The 16,816-nt window shown below is 28.6% G+C and carries 22 protein-coding genes, 1 other RNA gene and 1 riboswitch; of the genes, 5 read left to right on the forward strand and 18 right to left on the reverse strand.

Features of this window, described 5'->3' with window-relative positions:
- Positions 1-2 precede the first annotated feature (2 nt).
- A complete protein-coding gene (locus CRN98_RS02930; RefSeq protein ID WP_097025928.1) occupies positions 3-635 on the forward strand; it encodes a hypothetical protein in 633 nt (210 codons plus the stop codon).
- Positions 636-663: 28 nt separating this feature from the next.
- Here CRN98_RS02930 and lgt read toward each other — a convergent pair whose 3' ends face one another.
- The 3 genes from lgt to CRN98_RS02945 all read right to left on the reverse strand — a co-directional run bounded on the left by lgt (position 664) and on the right by CRN98_RS02945 (position 2,622).
- Positions 664-1,419, reverse strand: coding sequence for a prolipoprotein diacylglyceryl transferase (lgt, locus tag CRN98_RS02935; RefSeq protein WP_097025929.1), 756 nt, complete (start codon positions 1,417-1,419; stop codon positions 664-666).
- A gap of 57 nt (positions 1,420-1,476) precedes the next feature.
- Complete coding sequence (locus CRN98_RS02940) at positions 1,477-2,115, reverse strand: DUF3793 family protein (protein WP_179631882.1); 639 nt, start codon at positions 2,113-2,115, stop codon at positions 1,477-1,479.
- A gap of 300 nt (positions 2,116-2,415) precedes the next feature.
- Positions 2,416-2,622, reverse strand: coding sequence for a cold-shock protein (locus tag CRN98_RS02945; RefSeq protein WP_097025931.1), 207 nt, complete (start codon positions 2,620-2,622; stop codon positions 2,416-2,418).
- Between the two features lie 300 nt (positions 2,623-2,922).
- Between CRN98_RS02945 and CRN98_RS17610 the strand changes: the two genes are divergently transcribed.
- Complete coding sequence (locus tag CRN98_RS17610) at positions 2,923-3,069, forward strand: hypothetical protein (protein ID WP_179631883.1); 147 nt, start codon at positions 2,923-2,925, stop codon at positions 3,067-3,069.
- 274 nt (positions 3,070-3,343) lie between these two features.
- On the opposite strand, the gene CRN98_RS02950 is transcribed toward CRN98_RS17610, so the two are convergent.
- The 3 genes from CRN98_RS02950 to msrB all read right to left on the reverse strand — a co-directional run bounded on the left by CRN98_RS02950 (position 3,344) and on the right by msrB (position 4,856).
- Entirely contained in the window at positions 3,344-3,661 is a 318-nt protein-coding gene (locus tag CRN98_RS02950) for a thioredoxin family protein (RefSeq protein ID WP_179631884.1), read from the reverse strand.
- A 263-nt stretch (positions 3,662-3,924) separates the two neighbouring features.
- A complete protein-coding gene (gene trxA, locus CRN98_RS02955) occupies positions 3,925-4,242 on the reverse strand; it encodes a thioredoxin (RefSeq protein WP_097025933.1) in 318 nt (105 codons plus the stop codon).
- Between the two features lie 158 nt (positions 4,243-4,400).
- Entirely contained in the window at positions 4,401-4,856 is a 456-nt protein-coding gene (msrB, locus tag CRN98_RS02960; protein ID WP_097025934.1) for a peptide-methionine (R)-S-oxide reductase MsrB, read from the reverse strand.
- Between the two features lie 251 nt (positions 4,857-5,107).
- Between msrB and CRN98_RS02965 the strand changes: the two genes are divergently transcribed.
- Entirely contained in the window at positions 5,108-5,818 is a 711-nt protein-coding gene (locus tag CRN98_RS02965) for an MgtC/SapB family protein (RefSeq protein ID WP_097025935.1), read from the forward strand.
- A 45-nt stretch (positions 5,819-5,863) separates the two neighbouring features.
- Here CRN98_RS02965 and CRN98_RS02970 read toward each other — a convergent pair whose 3' ends face one another.
- The 5 genes from CRN98_RS02970 to CRN98_RS02990 all read right to left on the reverse strand — a co-directional run bounded on the left by CRN98_RS02970 (position 5,864) and on the right by CRN98_RS02990 (position 10,466).
- Positions 5,864-7,288, reverse strand: coding sequence for a PH domain-containing protein (locus CRN98_RS02970; RefSeq protein WP_097025936.1), 1,425 nt, complete (start codon positions 7,286-7,288; stop codon positions 5,864-5,866).
- Positions 7,281-7,772, reverse strand: a complete 492-nt coding sequence (locus tag CRN98_RS02975) for a PH domain-containing protein (protein ID WP_097025937.1) — start codon at positions 7,770-7,772, stop codon at positions 7,281-7,283. The genes CRN98_RS02970 and CRN98_RS02975 overlap by 8 nt, the downstream gene beginning before the upstream one ends.
- Before the next feature lie 131 nt (positions 7,773-7,903).
- On the reverse strand, positions 7,904-8,458 hold the full coding sequence (locus CRN98_RS02980) for a hemerythrin domain-containing protein (protein WP_097025938.1): 555 nt from the start codon (positions 8,456-8,458) through the stop codon (positions 7,904-7,906).
- 18 nt (positions 8,459-8,476) lie between these two features.
- Complete coding sequence (locus tag CRN98_RS02985) at positions 8,477-9,130, reverse strand: hypothetical protein (protein ID WP_097025939.1); 654 nt, start codon at positions 9,128-9,130, stop codon at positions 8,477-8,479.
- Between the two features lie 259 nt (positions 9,131-9,389).
- Positions 9,390-10,466, reverse strand: a complete 1,077-nt coding sequence (locus CRN98_RS02990) for a M24 family metallopeptidase (RefSeq protein WP_097025940.1) — start codon at positions 10,464-10,466, stop codon at positions 9,390-9,392.
- A 242-nt stretch (positions 10,467-10,708) separates the two neighbouring features.
- On the opposite strand from CRN98_RS02990, the gene CRN98_RS02995 reads away from it, so the two are divergent.
- Both CRN98_RS02995 and CRN98_RS03000 read left to right on the forward strand, forming a co-directional pair.
- The gene (locus CRN98_RS02995) at positions 10,709-11,209 is read left to right on the forward strand and encodes a hypothetical protein (RefSeq protein WP_097025941.1); all 501 of its coding nucleotides are present in this window, start codon (positions 10,709-10,711) and stop codon (positions 11,207-11,209) included.
- A complete protein-coding gene (locus CRN98_RS03000; protein WP_097025942.1) occupies positions 11,176-11,496 on the forward strand; it encodes a LiaI-LiaF-like domain-containing protein in 321 nt (106 codons plus the stop codon). Before CRN98_RS02995 ends, CRN98_RS03000 begins: the two co-directional genes overlap by 34 nt.
- Positions 11,497-11,562: 66 nt before the next feature.
- Here CRN98_RS03000 and CRN98_RS03005 read toward each other — a convergent pair whose 3' ends face one another.
- From CRN98_RS03005 to CRN98_RS03035, 7 genes are all read right to left on the reverse strand, one after another.
- A complete protein-coding gene (locus CRN98_RS03005) occupies positions 11,563-12,573 on the reverse strand; it encodes an ABC transporter substrate-binding protein (RefSeq protein WP_097025943.1) in 1,011 nt (336 codons plus the stop codon).
- Positions 12,574-12,611: 38 nt separating this feature from the next.
- Complete coding sequence (locus CRN98_RS03010; protein WP_097025944.1) at positions 12,612-13,355, reverse strand: ABC transporter permease; 744 nt, start codon at positions 13,353-13,355, stop codon at positions 12,612-12,614.
- Complete coding sequence (locus CRN98_RS03015) at positions 13,352-14,104, reverse strand: ABC transporter ATP-binding protein (protein ID WP_097025945.1); 753 nt, start codon at positions 14,102-14,104, stop codon at positions 13,352-13,354. The genes CRN98_RS03010 and CRN98_RS03015 overlap by 4 nt, the downstream gene beginning before the upstream one ends.
- Before the next feature lie 5 nt (positions 14,105-14,109).
- Positions 14,110-14,769 carry a thiaminase II gene (gene tenA / locus CRN98_RS03020; protein WP_097025946.1) on the reverse strand — a complete coding sequence of 220 codons (660 nt, stop codon included), beginning with the start codon at positions 14,767-14,769 and terminating at the stop codon, positions 14,110-14,112.
- Between the two features lie 136 nt (positions 14,770-14,905).
- A riboswitch (TPP riboswitch) is annotated at positions 14,906-15,015 on the reverse strand.
- A gap of 229 nt (positions 15,016-15,244) precedes the next feature.
- Positions 15,245-15,430: non-coding RNA, 6S RNA (gene ssrS / locus CRN98_RS03025), on the reverse strand.
- Positions 15,431-15,509: 79 nt separating this feature from the next.
- Positions 15,510-16,028: a nitroreductase family protein gene (locus CRN98_RS03030; RefSeq protein ID WP_097025947.1), complete on the reverse strand. Its 519-nt coding sequence runs from the start codon at positions 16,026-16,028 to the stop codon at positions 15,510-15,512.
- A 38-nt stretch (positions 16,029-16,066) separates the two neighbouring features.
- A complete protein-coding gene (locus tag CRN98_RS03035; RefSeq protein ID WP_097025948.1) occupies positions 16,067-16,651 on the reverse strand; it encodes an ECF transporter S component in 585 nt (194 codons plus the stop codon).
- Positions 16,652-16,816: the final 165 nt, after the last annotated feature.

Below are 16,816 nucleotides of genomic sequence, written 5' to 3' on the forward strand. Positions count from 1 at the left end.
AAATGAAAAAATTTTTAAGTATATGTATTATTTCAGCAGTGTGCATACTTATGCTTTCAGGCTGCAGTACAAAATCAGGAAGCACTGATACCATGGAGGAAAAACCTAAAGAATCAATGGCGGTTGCTAAAAATACTACTCCTGAAGAAGCAATTAAAAATTACTATATGTATCAACTAAATACGAACTCAGAAGAGTTCAAATCATCCATATATCCTTCTGATACTACAAATATTAAATTGTTAAATGCAAAATTTAAGGCTTACGATATAAAAAAAATATCTTTAAACATCATACATGAAATTGATAAAAAAGATAATCTTGCCGTAGCTCTTTGTTCTTTTAAAACTTCTATGAGTAATATTAAAGAAGAAAAGCTAGATTTTGAATTTTTAAATTTGATAAATAGAGATGGATTTTGGTATATTATTACTGACTTAAATTCCTTAAGTTCCACAGAACAAAATACCTTGCAAGATATGACAACAAAGTTAAGTGATAAATCCCTTCAAAGAGAAGATGTTCAAAAGATAGCTGAAGCTCAATTAAAATTTGATGATAAATATAGTGATTTTCTTCAAAGCTCTGGAAAAAAGCTAGAAGATTATATGAAAAAAGAAGGAATAGTACACTAAAAGGAAATTGCAATGCAATTTCCTTTTATTAATCCTTTTTATTTTTTATAATTACTAAAATTACAATTGAAGCAAGTATTCCTAAAAGACTTACAAGTTGAGCAATTCTTATAGGTCCAAACATTAAACTATCTGTTCTAAGTCCCTCAATAAAAAATCTTCCTAAAGAATACATGCCTATGTATGTAGCTAAAACTACTCCATCCTTACTTTTTCTTTTAAGTAAATATATTAAAATAAAGAATAACATTAAATCCCATAGTGATTCATATAAAAATGTAGGATGATAATAACTTCCTTCTATAAACATTCCCTTTTGAATAAACTGAGGAAATTTGCTTATAAACTCATAAGTTACTTTTCCCCCGTGAGCTTCCCCATTAAAGAAGTTTCCCCATCTTCCTAAGGCTTGAGCAAGTATTAACCATGGTACTGCTGCATCTGCATATTTTATAAAGCTTAGATTTTTCTTTTTAGTATAAATCAATGCAGCTAAAAATCCACCTATTACTCCTCCATGTATTGCAAGCCCTCCTTCTCGTATGTTAATAACTTCAAAAAAAGTATTATAATCTTGTAAATTAAACAATACATAATAGAGTCTCGCTCCAATAATAGCAAAAGGAAGTGCTATAAATATTATATCTTGCATCTTTTCGTAATCTATACCTTTTAACTTACAGGTATACTGTGAAAATATAACTCCAATAAGTATACCTGTAGCAATGAATATCCCATACCACATTACATCCAATCCAAAAATATTAACCGCTATTGGATTCATTTTTATCTCCCCCTTTCGTTGTCTTTTTCTTATATAGATTATTTATTATACCATATATTAATGTATAAATAATAAATTCTTTCTTTGAAGTTCCATAAACATCTTAAATTTTTCAACATCCATCTTATCGTAAGCTTTTATAAAATCTATGACCTTTTCTTTTGCTTTATCATAAGCAATAAATGTATCTCTTGCTTCTTTTTCATTATAATATACCTTCCAATAGCCACATAATAAGCAATCTTTTTTTTCTCCACAAATAAACACCTGAACATCTTTTAATGGAATTCCTAAAAATATTCCCATTTCATGAGGGCAACACACCTTAAATCTGTCCTTTAGATGATTTAAACACTTAGTTAAATCTAAGCAGTTATTATATCCAAAGCTTCTTAAAAACTGCATATTTTCATTATTAAAAATAATCTTTTCAAGTTTTTGCTTTTCATAAAAAAGTACCGTACACTTCTTATCATCTTCTGCTAATTCAAAGGCTTCTATATCCATAAGTTTAATATATTTATTTCCATAATTTTTCCAAAGCTTATATAAGTCTCTGTCATCTTTGCTAAAAGTCAACATTGTGGAAGGTTTATTTTCTAATATACTTGGAGCAATATGATAACTTATGGTAACGTATAGTAAATCCTCTTTATTAAAGGTTTTAATATATTCCACTTCATCTCTTTTACACATAATGTCTACTCCTTTATAATTGATAATGATTTTCATTATTAATTATTATCATATATTTTTATATTCTCCTTGTCAATATTATTTTCCCACAGTGTAACGCTTTTAACCCTTAAAGCATAAAATAAAATGAAGCTTCTACAAGATAATTTAAAGTAATTTAAGTAAATAATGTAACGTATATACTACTATGATATTCATTTAACTCTGATATTGTTAAATGAATTAAGATGTACTTGTTTATAAACTTATCTAATTTCTAAAAAAACTTCGTAAAATTTACGAAGTTTTATTTAAGATTATTTATTCAATTTTTTGCACATTAATTGCTGCTGGTCCCTTTTCCTTTTCTACCACATCAAACATTACTTCTTCACCTTCGTGTAAGTCCTTGTCATGGCCTTTTTCTTTTATTTGCATATGATGTACAAATACGTCTCTTCCATCATTTCCTGATATAAATCCATATCCTTTATCATTATTAAACCATTTAACCACACCAGTAAACACGCTAAATCACTCACCTTTCTAGATTAACAATTGTAAGCTTTCATTTTCAATAATTTATTACTTTATATATCATTCTTATATTTTGTTAATAAACTTTGTTTTATTATTATTCCTTAAAGTACATTCTAGTATGTATACTTAAAATTAACATAACTGATATTTCCTTAAATCAAAACCTAAGTTTATTATAAAAACAAACTTTAATTTTTTTAATTATGTTATATAAAATTTACTTGTCTATTTTTATGTGTTTTTTGGTATCATAATAGTATAACCAATATAAAGGAGGTTGAAATTAAGATGGGTTTATTTTCTTTATTTAAAGGACACAAAGAACCGCCTAGGTTTAACGTTGTAGTTAAACCAGAAGTGTTAACAGATTTAAAAGAAGCCTTAAATGTTTCAAATAAAAGTGCAGTAAGAGTTAATATGGCTGGCTTTGGCTGAGGAGGCCCTAATCTAGATGTTGTTCTGGATGAACAACAACAAAATGATATACTTATAGAAAAAGATGGTGTCAAGTTTGTCATAGAAGAAAAACTTGCTCGTATTGTTGGCCCTACTGAAATAGTAAAACTAGGAAGCAGCTTTGTGATTAAAAAATCTAGCAGCTGTTGCTAATTAGCCATAAACATAAGGTGCTAGGAATTAGGAATACAGAAATTTTGCTTATCAAAACTTCTTACACTCCTAGTACATAGCACCTTATTTCTAAGTCATTTTATAAGTTTTCATTTAAAAAGTTTTTTAAAATTTCCTCAGTTTGAGGATTTACATATTCATTAATTTTTTTCCCATCCTTAAAAATTATAACTGTTGGAATAGTATTAACCTTATATTCTTTAGGAGCTTCTGGACTTGAATCCACGTCCATCTCTATAAATTTAACCCTGCCTTCATATTCTGTAGATACTTGATCAAATACTGGTGCAAATTTTCTACAGTATGGGCACCAATCTGCATAAAATTTAACTATTGTTGGTATGTTAGAATTTAAAACTTCTTGCTTAAAACCATCATCCTTTACCTTAATTATCACAATATTCCCCTCCATAGGTATATTAAATTTTTTTAAATTAATCCTTATAAGTCTTCTATATATCTTTATTATATTTTATCCTATAGACAATATATAAATCCATAAAATCAGCAAATGTCTATTATTTATTAATAGCTTCTATTAAACTAATTAAATTAAAAAAGAAAGCCTGCATTTTGCAAACCTTCTCTTCTATATGTGATTTATTATATATCAATCCATTAAAATACTCATTTATTGTTAATCACATTTATCTATAAATATTATAGGTGTTTTTCTATAGCTGCTTTGATAGCATCCTTAGGCCTAAATCCAACTAAAGTGTCTACTGCCTTATCACCTTTAAATATCATAACAGTTGGAATACTTGCTATTCTAAATTGACTAGCTATTACGGGATTTTCATCTACATTTACTTTAACAAATTTAGCTTTTCCAGCTAATTCTTCTGAAACTTCATCTATTACAGGTGCAAGCATCTTACATGGGCCACACCATACTGCCCAAAAATCAACTATAGTTGGAATATCTGACTTTAAAACTTCTTGCTCAAAACTATTATCTCTTACTTCTGTTACCATTTTCCATACCTCCATCATACCCCTAAGGGGTATTGTTTATATTATTATTTTATTCTAAATTTATATTTTAGTCAACTGTTTTTATTAATTTTTTCCTGATTATTTTTAACTTTTTAGTCAACAATAAATTACTTATTATTTAAATTTCTATCTACATTTTAAATAATTTTAAATAATTTTAAATACTCACCATAACCTTTTTCTTCAAGCTTATCTACTGGTATAAATTTTAAAGCTGCACTATTTATGCAATATCTTAGTCCACCTTTATCTTCAGGACCATTCGTAAATACGTGTCCCAAATGAGATTCCCCATGTTTACTTCTAACTTCAATTCTATGCATACCAAAGCTAAAATCAGCTTTTTCCTTTACATTTTTCTTTTCTACAGGCTTAGTGAAACTAGGCCAACCGCAACCTGAATCAAACTTATCCTTAGATGTAAAAAGTGGTTCTCGTGAGACTATATCTACATATATCCCATCTTCATTATGGTTCCAAAATTCATTTTCAAAGGGTGCTTCTGTAGCATTCTTTTGAGTAACATCATATTGAAGTTTATTTAATTTTTCTAATTCCTTTTCTTTATTAAAATTTGAATAATCCTTATCCATTTTTATCCTCTCGTATTCGAATACATAATATTAAGTGACAATATTAACTTTAAATTATCACCTAAATATATGATACCACAAAAATATATTTTTATTATTTTATTGAAATAAAATTAACATTTTTGCGGTGATGGCATACTATGATTTATAAATATATTGATTTTATTAGCGAAAAATGGGAAAATAGAAAAAAATGCTTAATTATCTCCAGCATATAAAGCTAATTAAACAACTAAGAGGAGGCCTTAAGAATGGATTTTAATAACTTATATATACAAATTATTGCAAGACTTTTTCTTGCTATAATAATTGGAGGACTTATAGGGTATGAGAGAGAATATAAACAACGGCCGGCAGGATTTAGAACTCATATTTTAGTTTGTATTGGTGCCGCTACAATTTCAATAATACAGGAAGTAGCTGTTCATGATATAACAAAGCAAATCGCTGCAAATCCTGCTCTTGTGTCATCTCTTAAGGTAGATATAGGTAGAATGGGTGCACAAGTTATAACTGGTGTGGGTTTTTTAGGAGCTGGTACTATAATCCATGAAAAGGGTTCTGTAAGAGGTCTTACCACTGCTGCAAGCATATGGACAGTAGCATGTATTGGATTAGCTATAGGCCTTGGATATTATTTCTTAAGCATAGCTGCCACAGTAGGAGTATTCTTGGTATTGGTTAGTCTTAAAAGATTTGAAGTAAGATTTTTAGATAAAAACAAAATTATAAAAATAGAACTGCAATATTTAAATAATAGATTTGTCCAAAAGGCCGAAAGACTTTTTAATGCTAGAAGTATAGAAGTTACTAGTGTATCATTTACTACTGATGAAGAATTAAATTATCACAAAGCATTTTATACTCTTTCCACTCCTTTAGCCATTTATCCCTCTTCACTGATACAAGATTTATGTACTATAGAGGAAATTATATCTGTAAAGGAATATGAAGAAGAGTAATTGTATAAAGCACTAATATTTAATATCAATATTAGTGCTTTACTTTTAAAATAAATGCTTTTCTATTTGTTTAAAATGTTTATCTTCTAAATGTTTTAAAGTTATGTTTCCCCCAAAACCTTGAGAGTAATACTGTATGTTATAAGTACATAAATTTTTAATCCTTTGAAAGTAATTTGTTTTTTTTGATAATGCTTGTATCTTCTTCATTTCTACTAATACTGTTTGCTTTGTAAATGTTCCAAAGGATGTAATAATTATTTTTTCATTGTAACCTAAAGCAGTATTTTTATATTTTAAGTATTTTAATATAAATACCACAGGAATAAGTATGATAAATACATATTTAAATTTATTTTTAAAAATACTAATTGCACAAATGATTATAGTAATAACCATAGGTATAAAGAAAAATCTAACCTTGCCATGCTTATTTACTTTATTCATCTCTTTATTAAATATAATCTGCGGATTGATTTCATTTAAAATATGACTAATATTCTCCTTGTTACAAATAGGAACTAATATTGCCTCTTCTCCTTTTTCATCACCGTATCCAATTACGCTTATATGTACTTTATATAACCCTAGCAATTGCCTAAAAATGTTTTGTTTTAATATAACTGCATTTATCTTATTAATTGGGAAAGAATACTTTTTAATATTTAAAAGTCCATATTCAACTTTTAAGAGCTTATCTTCCTTTACAACTTTGAAATTAGAAAATTTTAATCTATATATTATCAGTAAAATTAATTTTATAATTACAAAAAATGATACTATTAAAGTAGCTATTATTATAATAATTTTTGTATTAAATTTAAAATTAAAACTTATATTATTCTTATTTATGATCTTATCTAAGTCTATATTAAATATTTTTAAAACATCATCTGCAAATGCTAAAAAAGAAAGTACTGACCCAATTACTATGGCGAAACTATTTTGAGTCATGGAATACAATATTATATCCTTTTTACTCATATTAATAATTACATTATCATATTTCTTTTCTACCATTATATCTTCTAGCAATTTCTCTTTTCTTTCAATCATTAAATCATTTCTTAATACTTCTGCACTATCCTTCTTAATCACAATTATTATTTCACTGTCTTTACTGTTATTAGCCCCGCTATCTATTTTCAATGTAACCACATCTACTATCTTTTGTAATACATTTTGAGAAAAATCAATAGTAGTTATTTTTTCTATTGGTATTGCAATATTATTCTTACTAATTATACCTTTATTGTAATGCAATTTTTCATTCTTTATATAAAAATAAGTATTATACCATTTTGTAAAGCTCAAAAGCATTATCAAAAAAATCACACCTGTAAATATAAGTAATTTACTAATAGACATATCTTTTGATAAAAATATTATTATAGGTAATAAGAAATCTTTTATTGATTTAAATATATAGTCTAATATTACTATTTTATGATTTTTTAGCTTCCTATCCATTATTTTCTCCCAGCTCTGTTTTTAAGTTTCCAGAAACTTTTAATCTTAAAAATTCACTTAATTCCTCTGCTTTGCTTTTTTCTAAATTAGGTATATCAAAACTTCCTCCTGCAGTATTTATTGTAATATTGGCAAGATTTAACCTTCTGTTTATAGGTCCTTGAGTCACATTTATATGCTGAATTCTCTCAATAGGTACTACAGTATGTTTTATAAAATATATTCCCTCTATAAATTCAAATTTTTCGTTATCAATTAAGTACTTCCATTGCTTGTACTCTATTTCAGGATACAAAAAAGTATTCAATAATTGAAGTAAAATTATTATTCCAATTATTAAATTTATAGTCCAATGATATTTTATATTTTTAAATATAAGATATTTAGAAACAACTAAAATTGATACAATTATTACTAAAAATATAAATCTTCCCAAAAACCAAGATTTCTTAGCCTTAATATTAAGTTTTTCATAATTCTCCATAACATTACCTTCCTTGTTTAGCTTACTAATTTTGGTGCAACCATAATTTCCATTTTACATGAAAACATATAAATATACAAGGTTTTACAATAATGTAAAACGGAGTCCATATAACCGGACTCCGTTTTATATTATTGTACTTTTCTTTCTAATTCTTCTAGTAAGTCTATATACTTTTGCTGTGTTTCACTTTCTTCTGCAGTTTTTTCTACATTTATGCATTCTTCTTCAACTGCCTTTTGTTCTTCAGGTGATAATGCTCTTTCTGCATATTTATATATAACTGTATCTTCCTTTTCGATATGTCTTTTTAAAAGTTCTGCATAAGCTATAGCGTTTGCTATTACATCAAGTCTTGCTTCATCATTACCTTTTTTTAATTCTTCAAGAGCTTCTTCTAATAGTTTTATGTGCATTCTTCCTAAATCATGTTCCATAAGCATTCCCATTATAGGACCACTTTGAGTTGCACCACCCATTTTTGCACTTAATCTATTAAATAGAGAATTTTCTTCTTTCATATGGTGATGTTTGTCTGCATAATTTCTTACAAAATCTATTATGCTATAAAAATCATTAATATCAACCTCTTCGTTTTTTAGCACTTTATAAGAATACTTTCTTACAACTTGAAGCATTCTTATTATATTCTTATGTTCGCTCATCATAAGCTCAATAGCATTCATGTTTATACCTCCTTAAAATTACTTTCTATATATTTTGTGCACTCTGCGTTCATTTTCATTTTTTACTTCATATGCATATTCATCTGTAAGAGCTTCTACAAAAGCACGAGTCCATTCTTCTCTTAAAGCATAAAAGTTATCAACATTACCTTCTACTTGGTTCCAATATGGTGTATGCAGACAGGTTGTTGCAAACCAACTAAATACATCTCTAGTATTTTCTAAAACCTCATTTACACGATCACAAGGCATTCCTTCTAATATATAGTTATTTATAGCATTAAATATTTCATCTGGCGTTTCAAGAGCATATTCTCCCCTATGTTTTGCCCCTGCTTCTGTGCCTTGGGATTTATATATATTTTTTAAATCTTCCTTGTAATTTTCTCCATTAACTGAATCTATAACCTTAGTTATTATAAATGCCTGTCTTAGTTCTGCCCTATTTATTTTATCTTGAAGCCAACCATGAATATTTGATGTATCTATTACATCTTCAAGAGCTACTTTTCCCACAGGACCACCAAACTTTTCTATAGCTTCTTTTTCCCACTCTGCGATAGATAAATCTGATTTAGCTCTGCCCCAATTTATTATTTCCTGCTCTAAAGATTCAAACCACGCTATTTTATCAAATAACCAATAATGTATTTTCCCTAAAAATTTACTCATATTTATATTCCTCCTTGAATTCATTTCTATAAATTTATTTTCTCTAGTAGTATTTTCTTAATTCTTATTTTATATGTTATTAATTTAAAACTCGGTATCCTACGTTACCACTTTGTAAAAAAGTATACCTTTTTAGTGAAATTTATACTTTATTATTAACCAAGACTTACAAAAATAAATAATTGTCATTTATGAAAAAAGAAGCTTGCCTTTGCAAACTTCTTTTAGATTTTCCTATTTAATTAATAGAAACCTTATTTTATTCTATTCTTAGAACATCTTTTGTAAAGCTATTTAACACCTCACAGTTATCTTCTGTTACCAATACTAAATCTTCAATTCGTACTCCTACTTCTCCTGGAAGATATATTCCTGGTTCAATGGAAAATATCATGCCTGGCTCTACTATATCTGTATTTATCGACGACACGTCTCCTAAATCATGTACATCTATACCTATAGAGTGACCTGTTCTATGCGTAAAATATTTACCATACCCCTTTGACTCTATATAGTCTCTTGCTGCTTTATCTATATCACAAAATCTAACTCCAGGTTTTACTGTATTTATAGCTCTTTTATTAGCTTCTAATACTATATTATATATTTCCTCTGATTTTTCAGGTAAGTTTTTATAGAATACAGTTCTTGTCATATCTGAGCAGTATGATTTATATTTACATCCTATATCTATGATGACACAGTCTCCTTCTTTTACTTTTGAGTTATCACCTTCATGATGAGGATCTGCTGCATTAGCTCCATAAGCTATAATTGTTTCGAAAGAAAATCCTTCTGCGCCTAATTCCTCATATATTTTTAAAAGTCTTTGACCCATTTCTTTTTCTGTTAATCCTTCAGGTATTATATTTATAAGCCTTTCTATAGCTTCATCATTTATCTTTGAAGCCCTTCTCATAAATTCCCTTTCTTCTTCATCCTTTTTCATTCTTATTTTATCTATAATATCTGATCCATTTACATAACTTTTAGCTGCATTAAGCTGGATCAACTTTAATAAAAATTTAGATGGCCAGTTTTTATCTATACCAATTACATGATCTTTATGTATATATTTAGCTAAAAGCTCTACACTATCATCCGTATCTTTAAACCAAACCTTTTCCACCCCTAAATCCTCATATACTGGAAAAAGTTCATTTATAAATAGCTTATGATTTCCATCTAAGTTTATATAAAGCACAAGCATTCTCTCTCCTGGATGAATCCATTTTCCTGTTAAGTAAAATATAGAAGATGGGTCTGTTACAATAAGTTGTGGTATATTTTTTTCTTTCATATCATTTAGCACTTTTTCTAGTCTATTTTGCTTCATATTTAATTCCCCCTCTTTTAATTCATAGTTTTAGTTTGCCACATAATACTATTTTGATTACGCCAACATTTCATTAATATGTCTCTAATTTTTATTATATCCCATTAATCAATAGTTAAATACCCTTTAAAATCTTCGCCTCAAATAAAAAATTAAGAAATTATTAATATTTATGTTTTCTTTTATTTAAGAATTAAGTATTATAGTATTCATTAGAAAGAAAATTTTAAGGAGTTGTTAAAATGCAAAATAATAAATCTTTAGCAATGCTATTTTCATTAATGCCAGGAGCAGGTCACATGTATATAGGCCTTCAACGAAAAGGAATTCAAATTATGGCATCATTTTTCTTAATAATCGGATTAAGCGATCGGCTTCGAATTTCCTTTACCCTGTTTTTACTTCCAATAATTTGGTTCTTTAGTATTTTTGATGTTCGAAAGCAATTAATGTCCGATAAGCCTATTGTAGAAGATGAAGGAATTAATTTTGTATGGAAAGGTAATGAAGTAAGGTTACTAGGTTATGGATTTATAATAATTGGAACTTTATCTATAATAAATAGAGTAGTATTGCCTGCATTAAACATATATCTAGACATGGAGATTGAAAATTATATAAGAACATCTCTAGCTTCTGTTTTATGTATAGGGATTGGAATAAAACTTCTAACAGGTAAGAAAACTAAAAAAAATGGAGGAGATAAATCATGCGCCAATGGACAACAGGATCTTTTACCTTAGGAATATCTTGTATATTTCTTGGAATAGTTCTCTTTTTATCTCCTTCTCAAGACATGCTAACTCTTGTAAGCTTTCTTAAGTGGTGGCCAGTACTTTTAATACTTTTAGGCACAGAACTTTTAATTTCAAATTCTATGTGCCTCTTTACTTCAGAACTATTTAAGATAAAAGGTATAAGTATTTTCTTAATACTTATAATACTTTTCATATCTGCAGTAAGCTGTGTACTTGTAAGTTTACCACAGGATACTTGGATAGGTATAAACCACTCACAACATACCTTTTAATGAAAAGTAAGCAGTAACTAGTTATATATGATAATATACTAGTTACTGCTTACTAATTATTAGATACTATTTAGAAAGTAAGTCTACATAAAAATCTTCTGCTTTTACCTTTTCTTTAAGCATTCCCTTTTCATATAACCAATTTATATTTTCTTCCCAAACTTTCTTGTCTTGAGTTGAAAATGGGCTATCTTTTAATTCCATCTTTGGAAGCAGCGTATTCATGCTTTCCTTTTCTACCGCTTCTATAAGAGGGAAATTATCCTTTTGCTGATTCTTTAATAATATATTTAACGCCTCATCTGGATTTTCTTTTGTAAAATCAAATCCTTTTTTACATGCTTTCATAAATTTCTTTAAAGTTTCAGGTTTTTCTTTTAATGTGTTATCACTTGTAACAAAAAGTAATTCATAATAATTAGGTACTCCATATTTAGATGGATCGAAATAATTTATTTCATGTCCTTCGTGCTTCATAACAGGAACTTCATGATTTATAAGTCCCCCAGTTGTTGCATCAACTTTTTTTGTAATCATTGCAGATAAAAGTTCAAATCCTACATCTATTATTTTAACTGTATTAGGATCTCCCCCATCTTTTTCTACCATAGTTTTAACATATTCTGTATTTAAAGGATTTCCTGAAAATCCAATAGTTTTTCCTGATAAATCTTTAGGGGAATTTATGCCCTTTTCTTTTAAAGAAATAACAACATTTAAAGGTGACTGTACTATAGACCCAATAGATTTTACAGGCACTTTTTCATTAGCTCTTGCAATTATAACATCAGGTTGATAATATATTCCAACTGTTGCTTTTCCTGCTGCTGGTAGTGATAGTGGGTCTGTAGAATTGGATGGAAACTTAATATTTACATTTAATCCTTCTTCTTTAAAATACCCCTTTTCTATAGCTGCATATATAAAACTATGTACTGCATTTGGATACCAATCAAGTACTAAATCTACATCTTCTAATTTACCTTCTTCATTTCCCTTAGCTTGTTTACTGCTACACCCTGTCATTACTAAAATCAAAAATACTAATAATAATGATAAATACTTTAATTTTTTCATAATTTACTCCTCCTTTTAGGCATCTAAAAAAATAAAGGTTATTCTCTATAAAAATCACCTATTATTTTATTTTCTAAAATATTAATTAACCAAACTAAAACTATTGCTACAAGAGATAAGATCACTATTGGAGCAAAGACTCCTGCTCCATCTAATTGAGTCATCATTCTTTTGCTAAAGTATCCAAGACCCGATTGAGCCCCAAGCCATTCTCCAATTGCAGCACCTATTACACTTAAAGGCACAGCTATTTTTAGCGCAGAAAAAAAGTATGGAAGTGCATGAGGAATTTTCAACTTAATAAATATGTCCTTTTTACTTGCTCCAAAAGTTAATAAAAGCTCTTCCATTTCCCTTTTGGTGGAGCGTAAACCATCATATGTATTTACAACTATAGGGAAAAAGGTAATAAGTATAGTTACCACAACCTTACTCCAAATACTGTATCCAAACCAAAGTACAAATATTGGTGCTAATGCTGTTATTGGTATAGTTTGAGTCACTACTAAAATAGGATATATTGCTTCTTCTATTTTTTTATTTAAACTCATAACTATTGCTAAAGCTACTCCTAAAACTATTGATATTGAAAGTCCTATGAAGGTAACAAGCAATGTAGCAGGAAGATGTACTAAAAAAAGAGGTTCCCTAAGTTCCCAAATTTTTGCTAAGACCTTAGTAGGAGATGGGAGTATAAACATTGCGTTTATATATCTTGCAATAATTTCCCAGGTAATAAAAAAGAAAATTCCAACAATTACTGATGATTTATGTTTTCTCATAGCTCTACCCTCTGCTTTAATTCATTTATAAGCTCTTCTTTTATCTTAAGTATTTCCCTATTGCTTAAAGCATGTCTATCTCGTGGATAATCAAGAGGAACTATAACTTCCTTTAACTTTGCAATAGGCTTTTCTGACACAACAAATATCCTATTAGATAAAAATAAAGCCTCTTCTACATCATGAGTTATAAATAATATAGTCTTTTTTAAATTAATCCACTGACTTAAAAGCCATTCCTGCATAGAAACTTTGGTTATAGCATCTAATGCGCTAAAGGGCTCATCCAAAAGCATAACCTCTGATCCAGTAAGTAGTGTTCTAATAAAAGAAACTCTTTGTCTCATTCCTCCTGATAAATCCCTTGGGTGCTTATCTTTATACTCATTAAGCCCAAAAACCTTTAAATATTCTTCTGCTTTTTCCTTAGCTTCTTTCAAATTTTTGCCACCTACTTCCAGCGGCAAGGACGCATTTTCTAAAATAGTTCGCCATGGTATTAATAAATCTCGTTGAGGCATGTACCCTATATATCCATGTAAGTCTTCAATATTATTGCCACCTAATAAAATATCTCCACTAGAAGCTTTCTCAAGTTTTGAAATCAATCTGAAAATTGTGCTTTTACCACAGCCACTAGGTCCAATTATACTTACAAAGTCTCCTTTATTTATATTAAAACTTAGATCTTCTATAAGATTTTTTGAATCATTTTCATATTTAAAGTTCACATTAGAAAACTCTAACATATAGATCACATCTCCTTGTTATAAGACATGTCCCAAAACATATACTCATATTTACTTGTATTTATAAATATTTCCTCTAGCTTTTCAAGCTCTCTTTTTGGTAAGTCCTTTGCAAGATCATCTATTAAATCTATAACCCAGTTAGTTAACTTTATATAATCCTCTGAAATATATCCTCTTATCCATTCCCCATAAAATTCGTGGTCTACAGCTCCAGGGATTTTACTTAAATGTTTTCCAATTTCTAAATAACTCCACATACAAGATAATAATGATACACTAAGCTCTGCTAAAGTCCCTCTTTGAGATACAGAAAGCATATAGTTAGTATAGGAAATATTAGCAAGTGAAGCCTTTGTCTGACTAATTTCATCTTGAGTAATTCCAAGCCTTCTCATATAAGATCTATGAATACTCATTTCTTCATTTAATATTCCATTTACCATGCTAGAAAAGCCCTTCATTATCTCTTCTGTATCAGCCTTCACTATACCTAAAGCATAAATTTTTGCATAATCCAGTAGATAAATATAATCTTGAATCATGTAAAATTTAAATTTGTCCACATCTAGAGTACCTTGTCCTATTCCGTATACAAAAGGGTGTTCATAATAAGACTTCCAAATATCTTCCACACTCTCATATAATTTTTGTGAAAACTTCATTTTAACCCCTCCATTAATTATTTTTAGCAGTAATTGTTTTAGTCTTGTAAGACTACTACTTTCTTTTAAGAATATCTTCAAAAATAAAAAGGTACAAATCTCCGAAAGAGATTTGTACCTATATCCTCAAAATATATGTATATGTTAAACCTCTTCCTACGCTGGAATTATCCAGTTCAGGTTAAAAGGGTCTAAGAATTTCGTTCTTACTCTCAGCCAGCAACACCAGCCCCCCCGGGATTTTTATATAAACTTGTTTTATTTGATAATATGTATAATCTTTGAAAACTAATATTACATAAACCATTTTTTACTTTAATCTTACAAAGTCATATTACCATACTCTCTTAAAAATGCCAAGGCTTTTTTAAAAGAGTAGTATATAGACGCACTCATAGATTTCTTAAATCATACAAAAATAAGAGATGACTACCATCATCTCTTATCCTATATAATAATTTTATTATAATCAAAGAAAGTATCCAAAATACCGCTGCCCTAATTTTGACACCTATCTCTGCGATAGGTGGGTGTCCTCACAGATGCTTTATAGACCTTGCCATTTTTATTGGACTTATGAGTCAGTTCACATCTAAATATTGAACTCCCTTTTAAGTAATGTAGGTTCAAAATAAGAGCTTCACAAATATTTCAGAAATAAGGAATTAACCTTACGACACAATTATATCAAATATAAATTAAATTGCAATAGGGAATTTACTCTAGTTTTATTTAATTTCTTAAAACTTTTCTCTATGAATCTTTTCATATTTTGAATCTTCTTCTGTATAAGGTTTTTTCTCCTCATCTTTATATCCTATAGAAATCATGCATTCTACTGAATAATTTTCAGGTATTTCTAAAAGCTCTTTTATATAATTTTCAGCACTTTTACTTTCATCATGCATTCTACCTCTTATTTGTATCCAGCAAGAACCAAGTCCTAAATGTTCTGCTTCCAGCTGAATTATTGTTGCAGCAATTGATGCATCCTCTACCCATATATCTGTTTTAGTACTATCAGCAGCAACTACAATAGCAAGAGGTGATTCTGCTAAAAAACTGCTTCCATGTTGTTTTGATTTAGCAAGTTTTTTAATAGTTTCATTATCTTCTACCACAATAAATTCCCAAGGTGTCATTGTTTTTCCGGATGGCGATAGTAATGCAGCTTTTATTAAACTATCTACCTTCTCTTTTGGAACTTTCATATCCTTGTACTTTCTTATACTTCTTCTTTTCATTAATAAATCAATCATCTTATGCCCCTCCACTCTATTTAAAAAATTTTAAATTATTATTTTCTTGCCTTATTAAGTGCTAATACAATTGGCACTACACCTAAAATGGATAATGTTGCAGTGCTAAATCCGTTTAATACCAAAACCAAAAGTGATTTACTAGCTGCAGCAGTGGAAATATGCAAAGCATCTGCATAAGCATGTAAATGCAGAGCGTAAATCATGCCTACTACTCCCAATGTATTTGTAAAAGAACCTACAGCTGTTGATATAGCAAGCCTAATTTTATTGTTTTTTAAATTAATATATTTATACGCTATGTATGGTGTTATTCCTATCAAAATTCTTGGCAAAACTGCCACTAATGGGTTTATAAATATAAAAGAAACCGGTGATGGTGTATTAATTGCTTGGAATATACTAAATAATCCAAAAAGTAATCCTAGCAATGCTCCAATTACAGGTCCTTCTATAATCGATCCTATTATAACAGGTAAATGCATTATAGTTAGCTTAAATGGTGGTACTGGTATAAATCCAATCCCCGTAGCTCCTAAAACTATGGTAATTGCAAATAGCATTCCTACTACTGCAATTTGCCTTGTTGTGAATTTTCCCTTTGTTGTCATTTTTTGTTCCATGGTGATCCTCCATTCTCATTCCACCTTCCGTGGATATAAGTTGTTTAATTAAATTATAGATTGAGATTTGATAATTTATAGAGTTTAGCTTCATAAGTATGCCAACCATTTATATTTTATATCATAATTACTTCAATTTAAATTTACATAGCTATCGAAAAAAGG

The organism is Clostridium peptidivorans (assembly GCF_900205925.1).
GTDB lineage: Bacteria > Bacillota > Clostridia > Clostridiales > Clostridiaceae > Clostridium_AK > Clostridium_AK peptidivorans.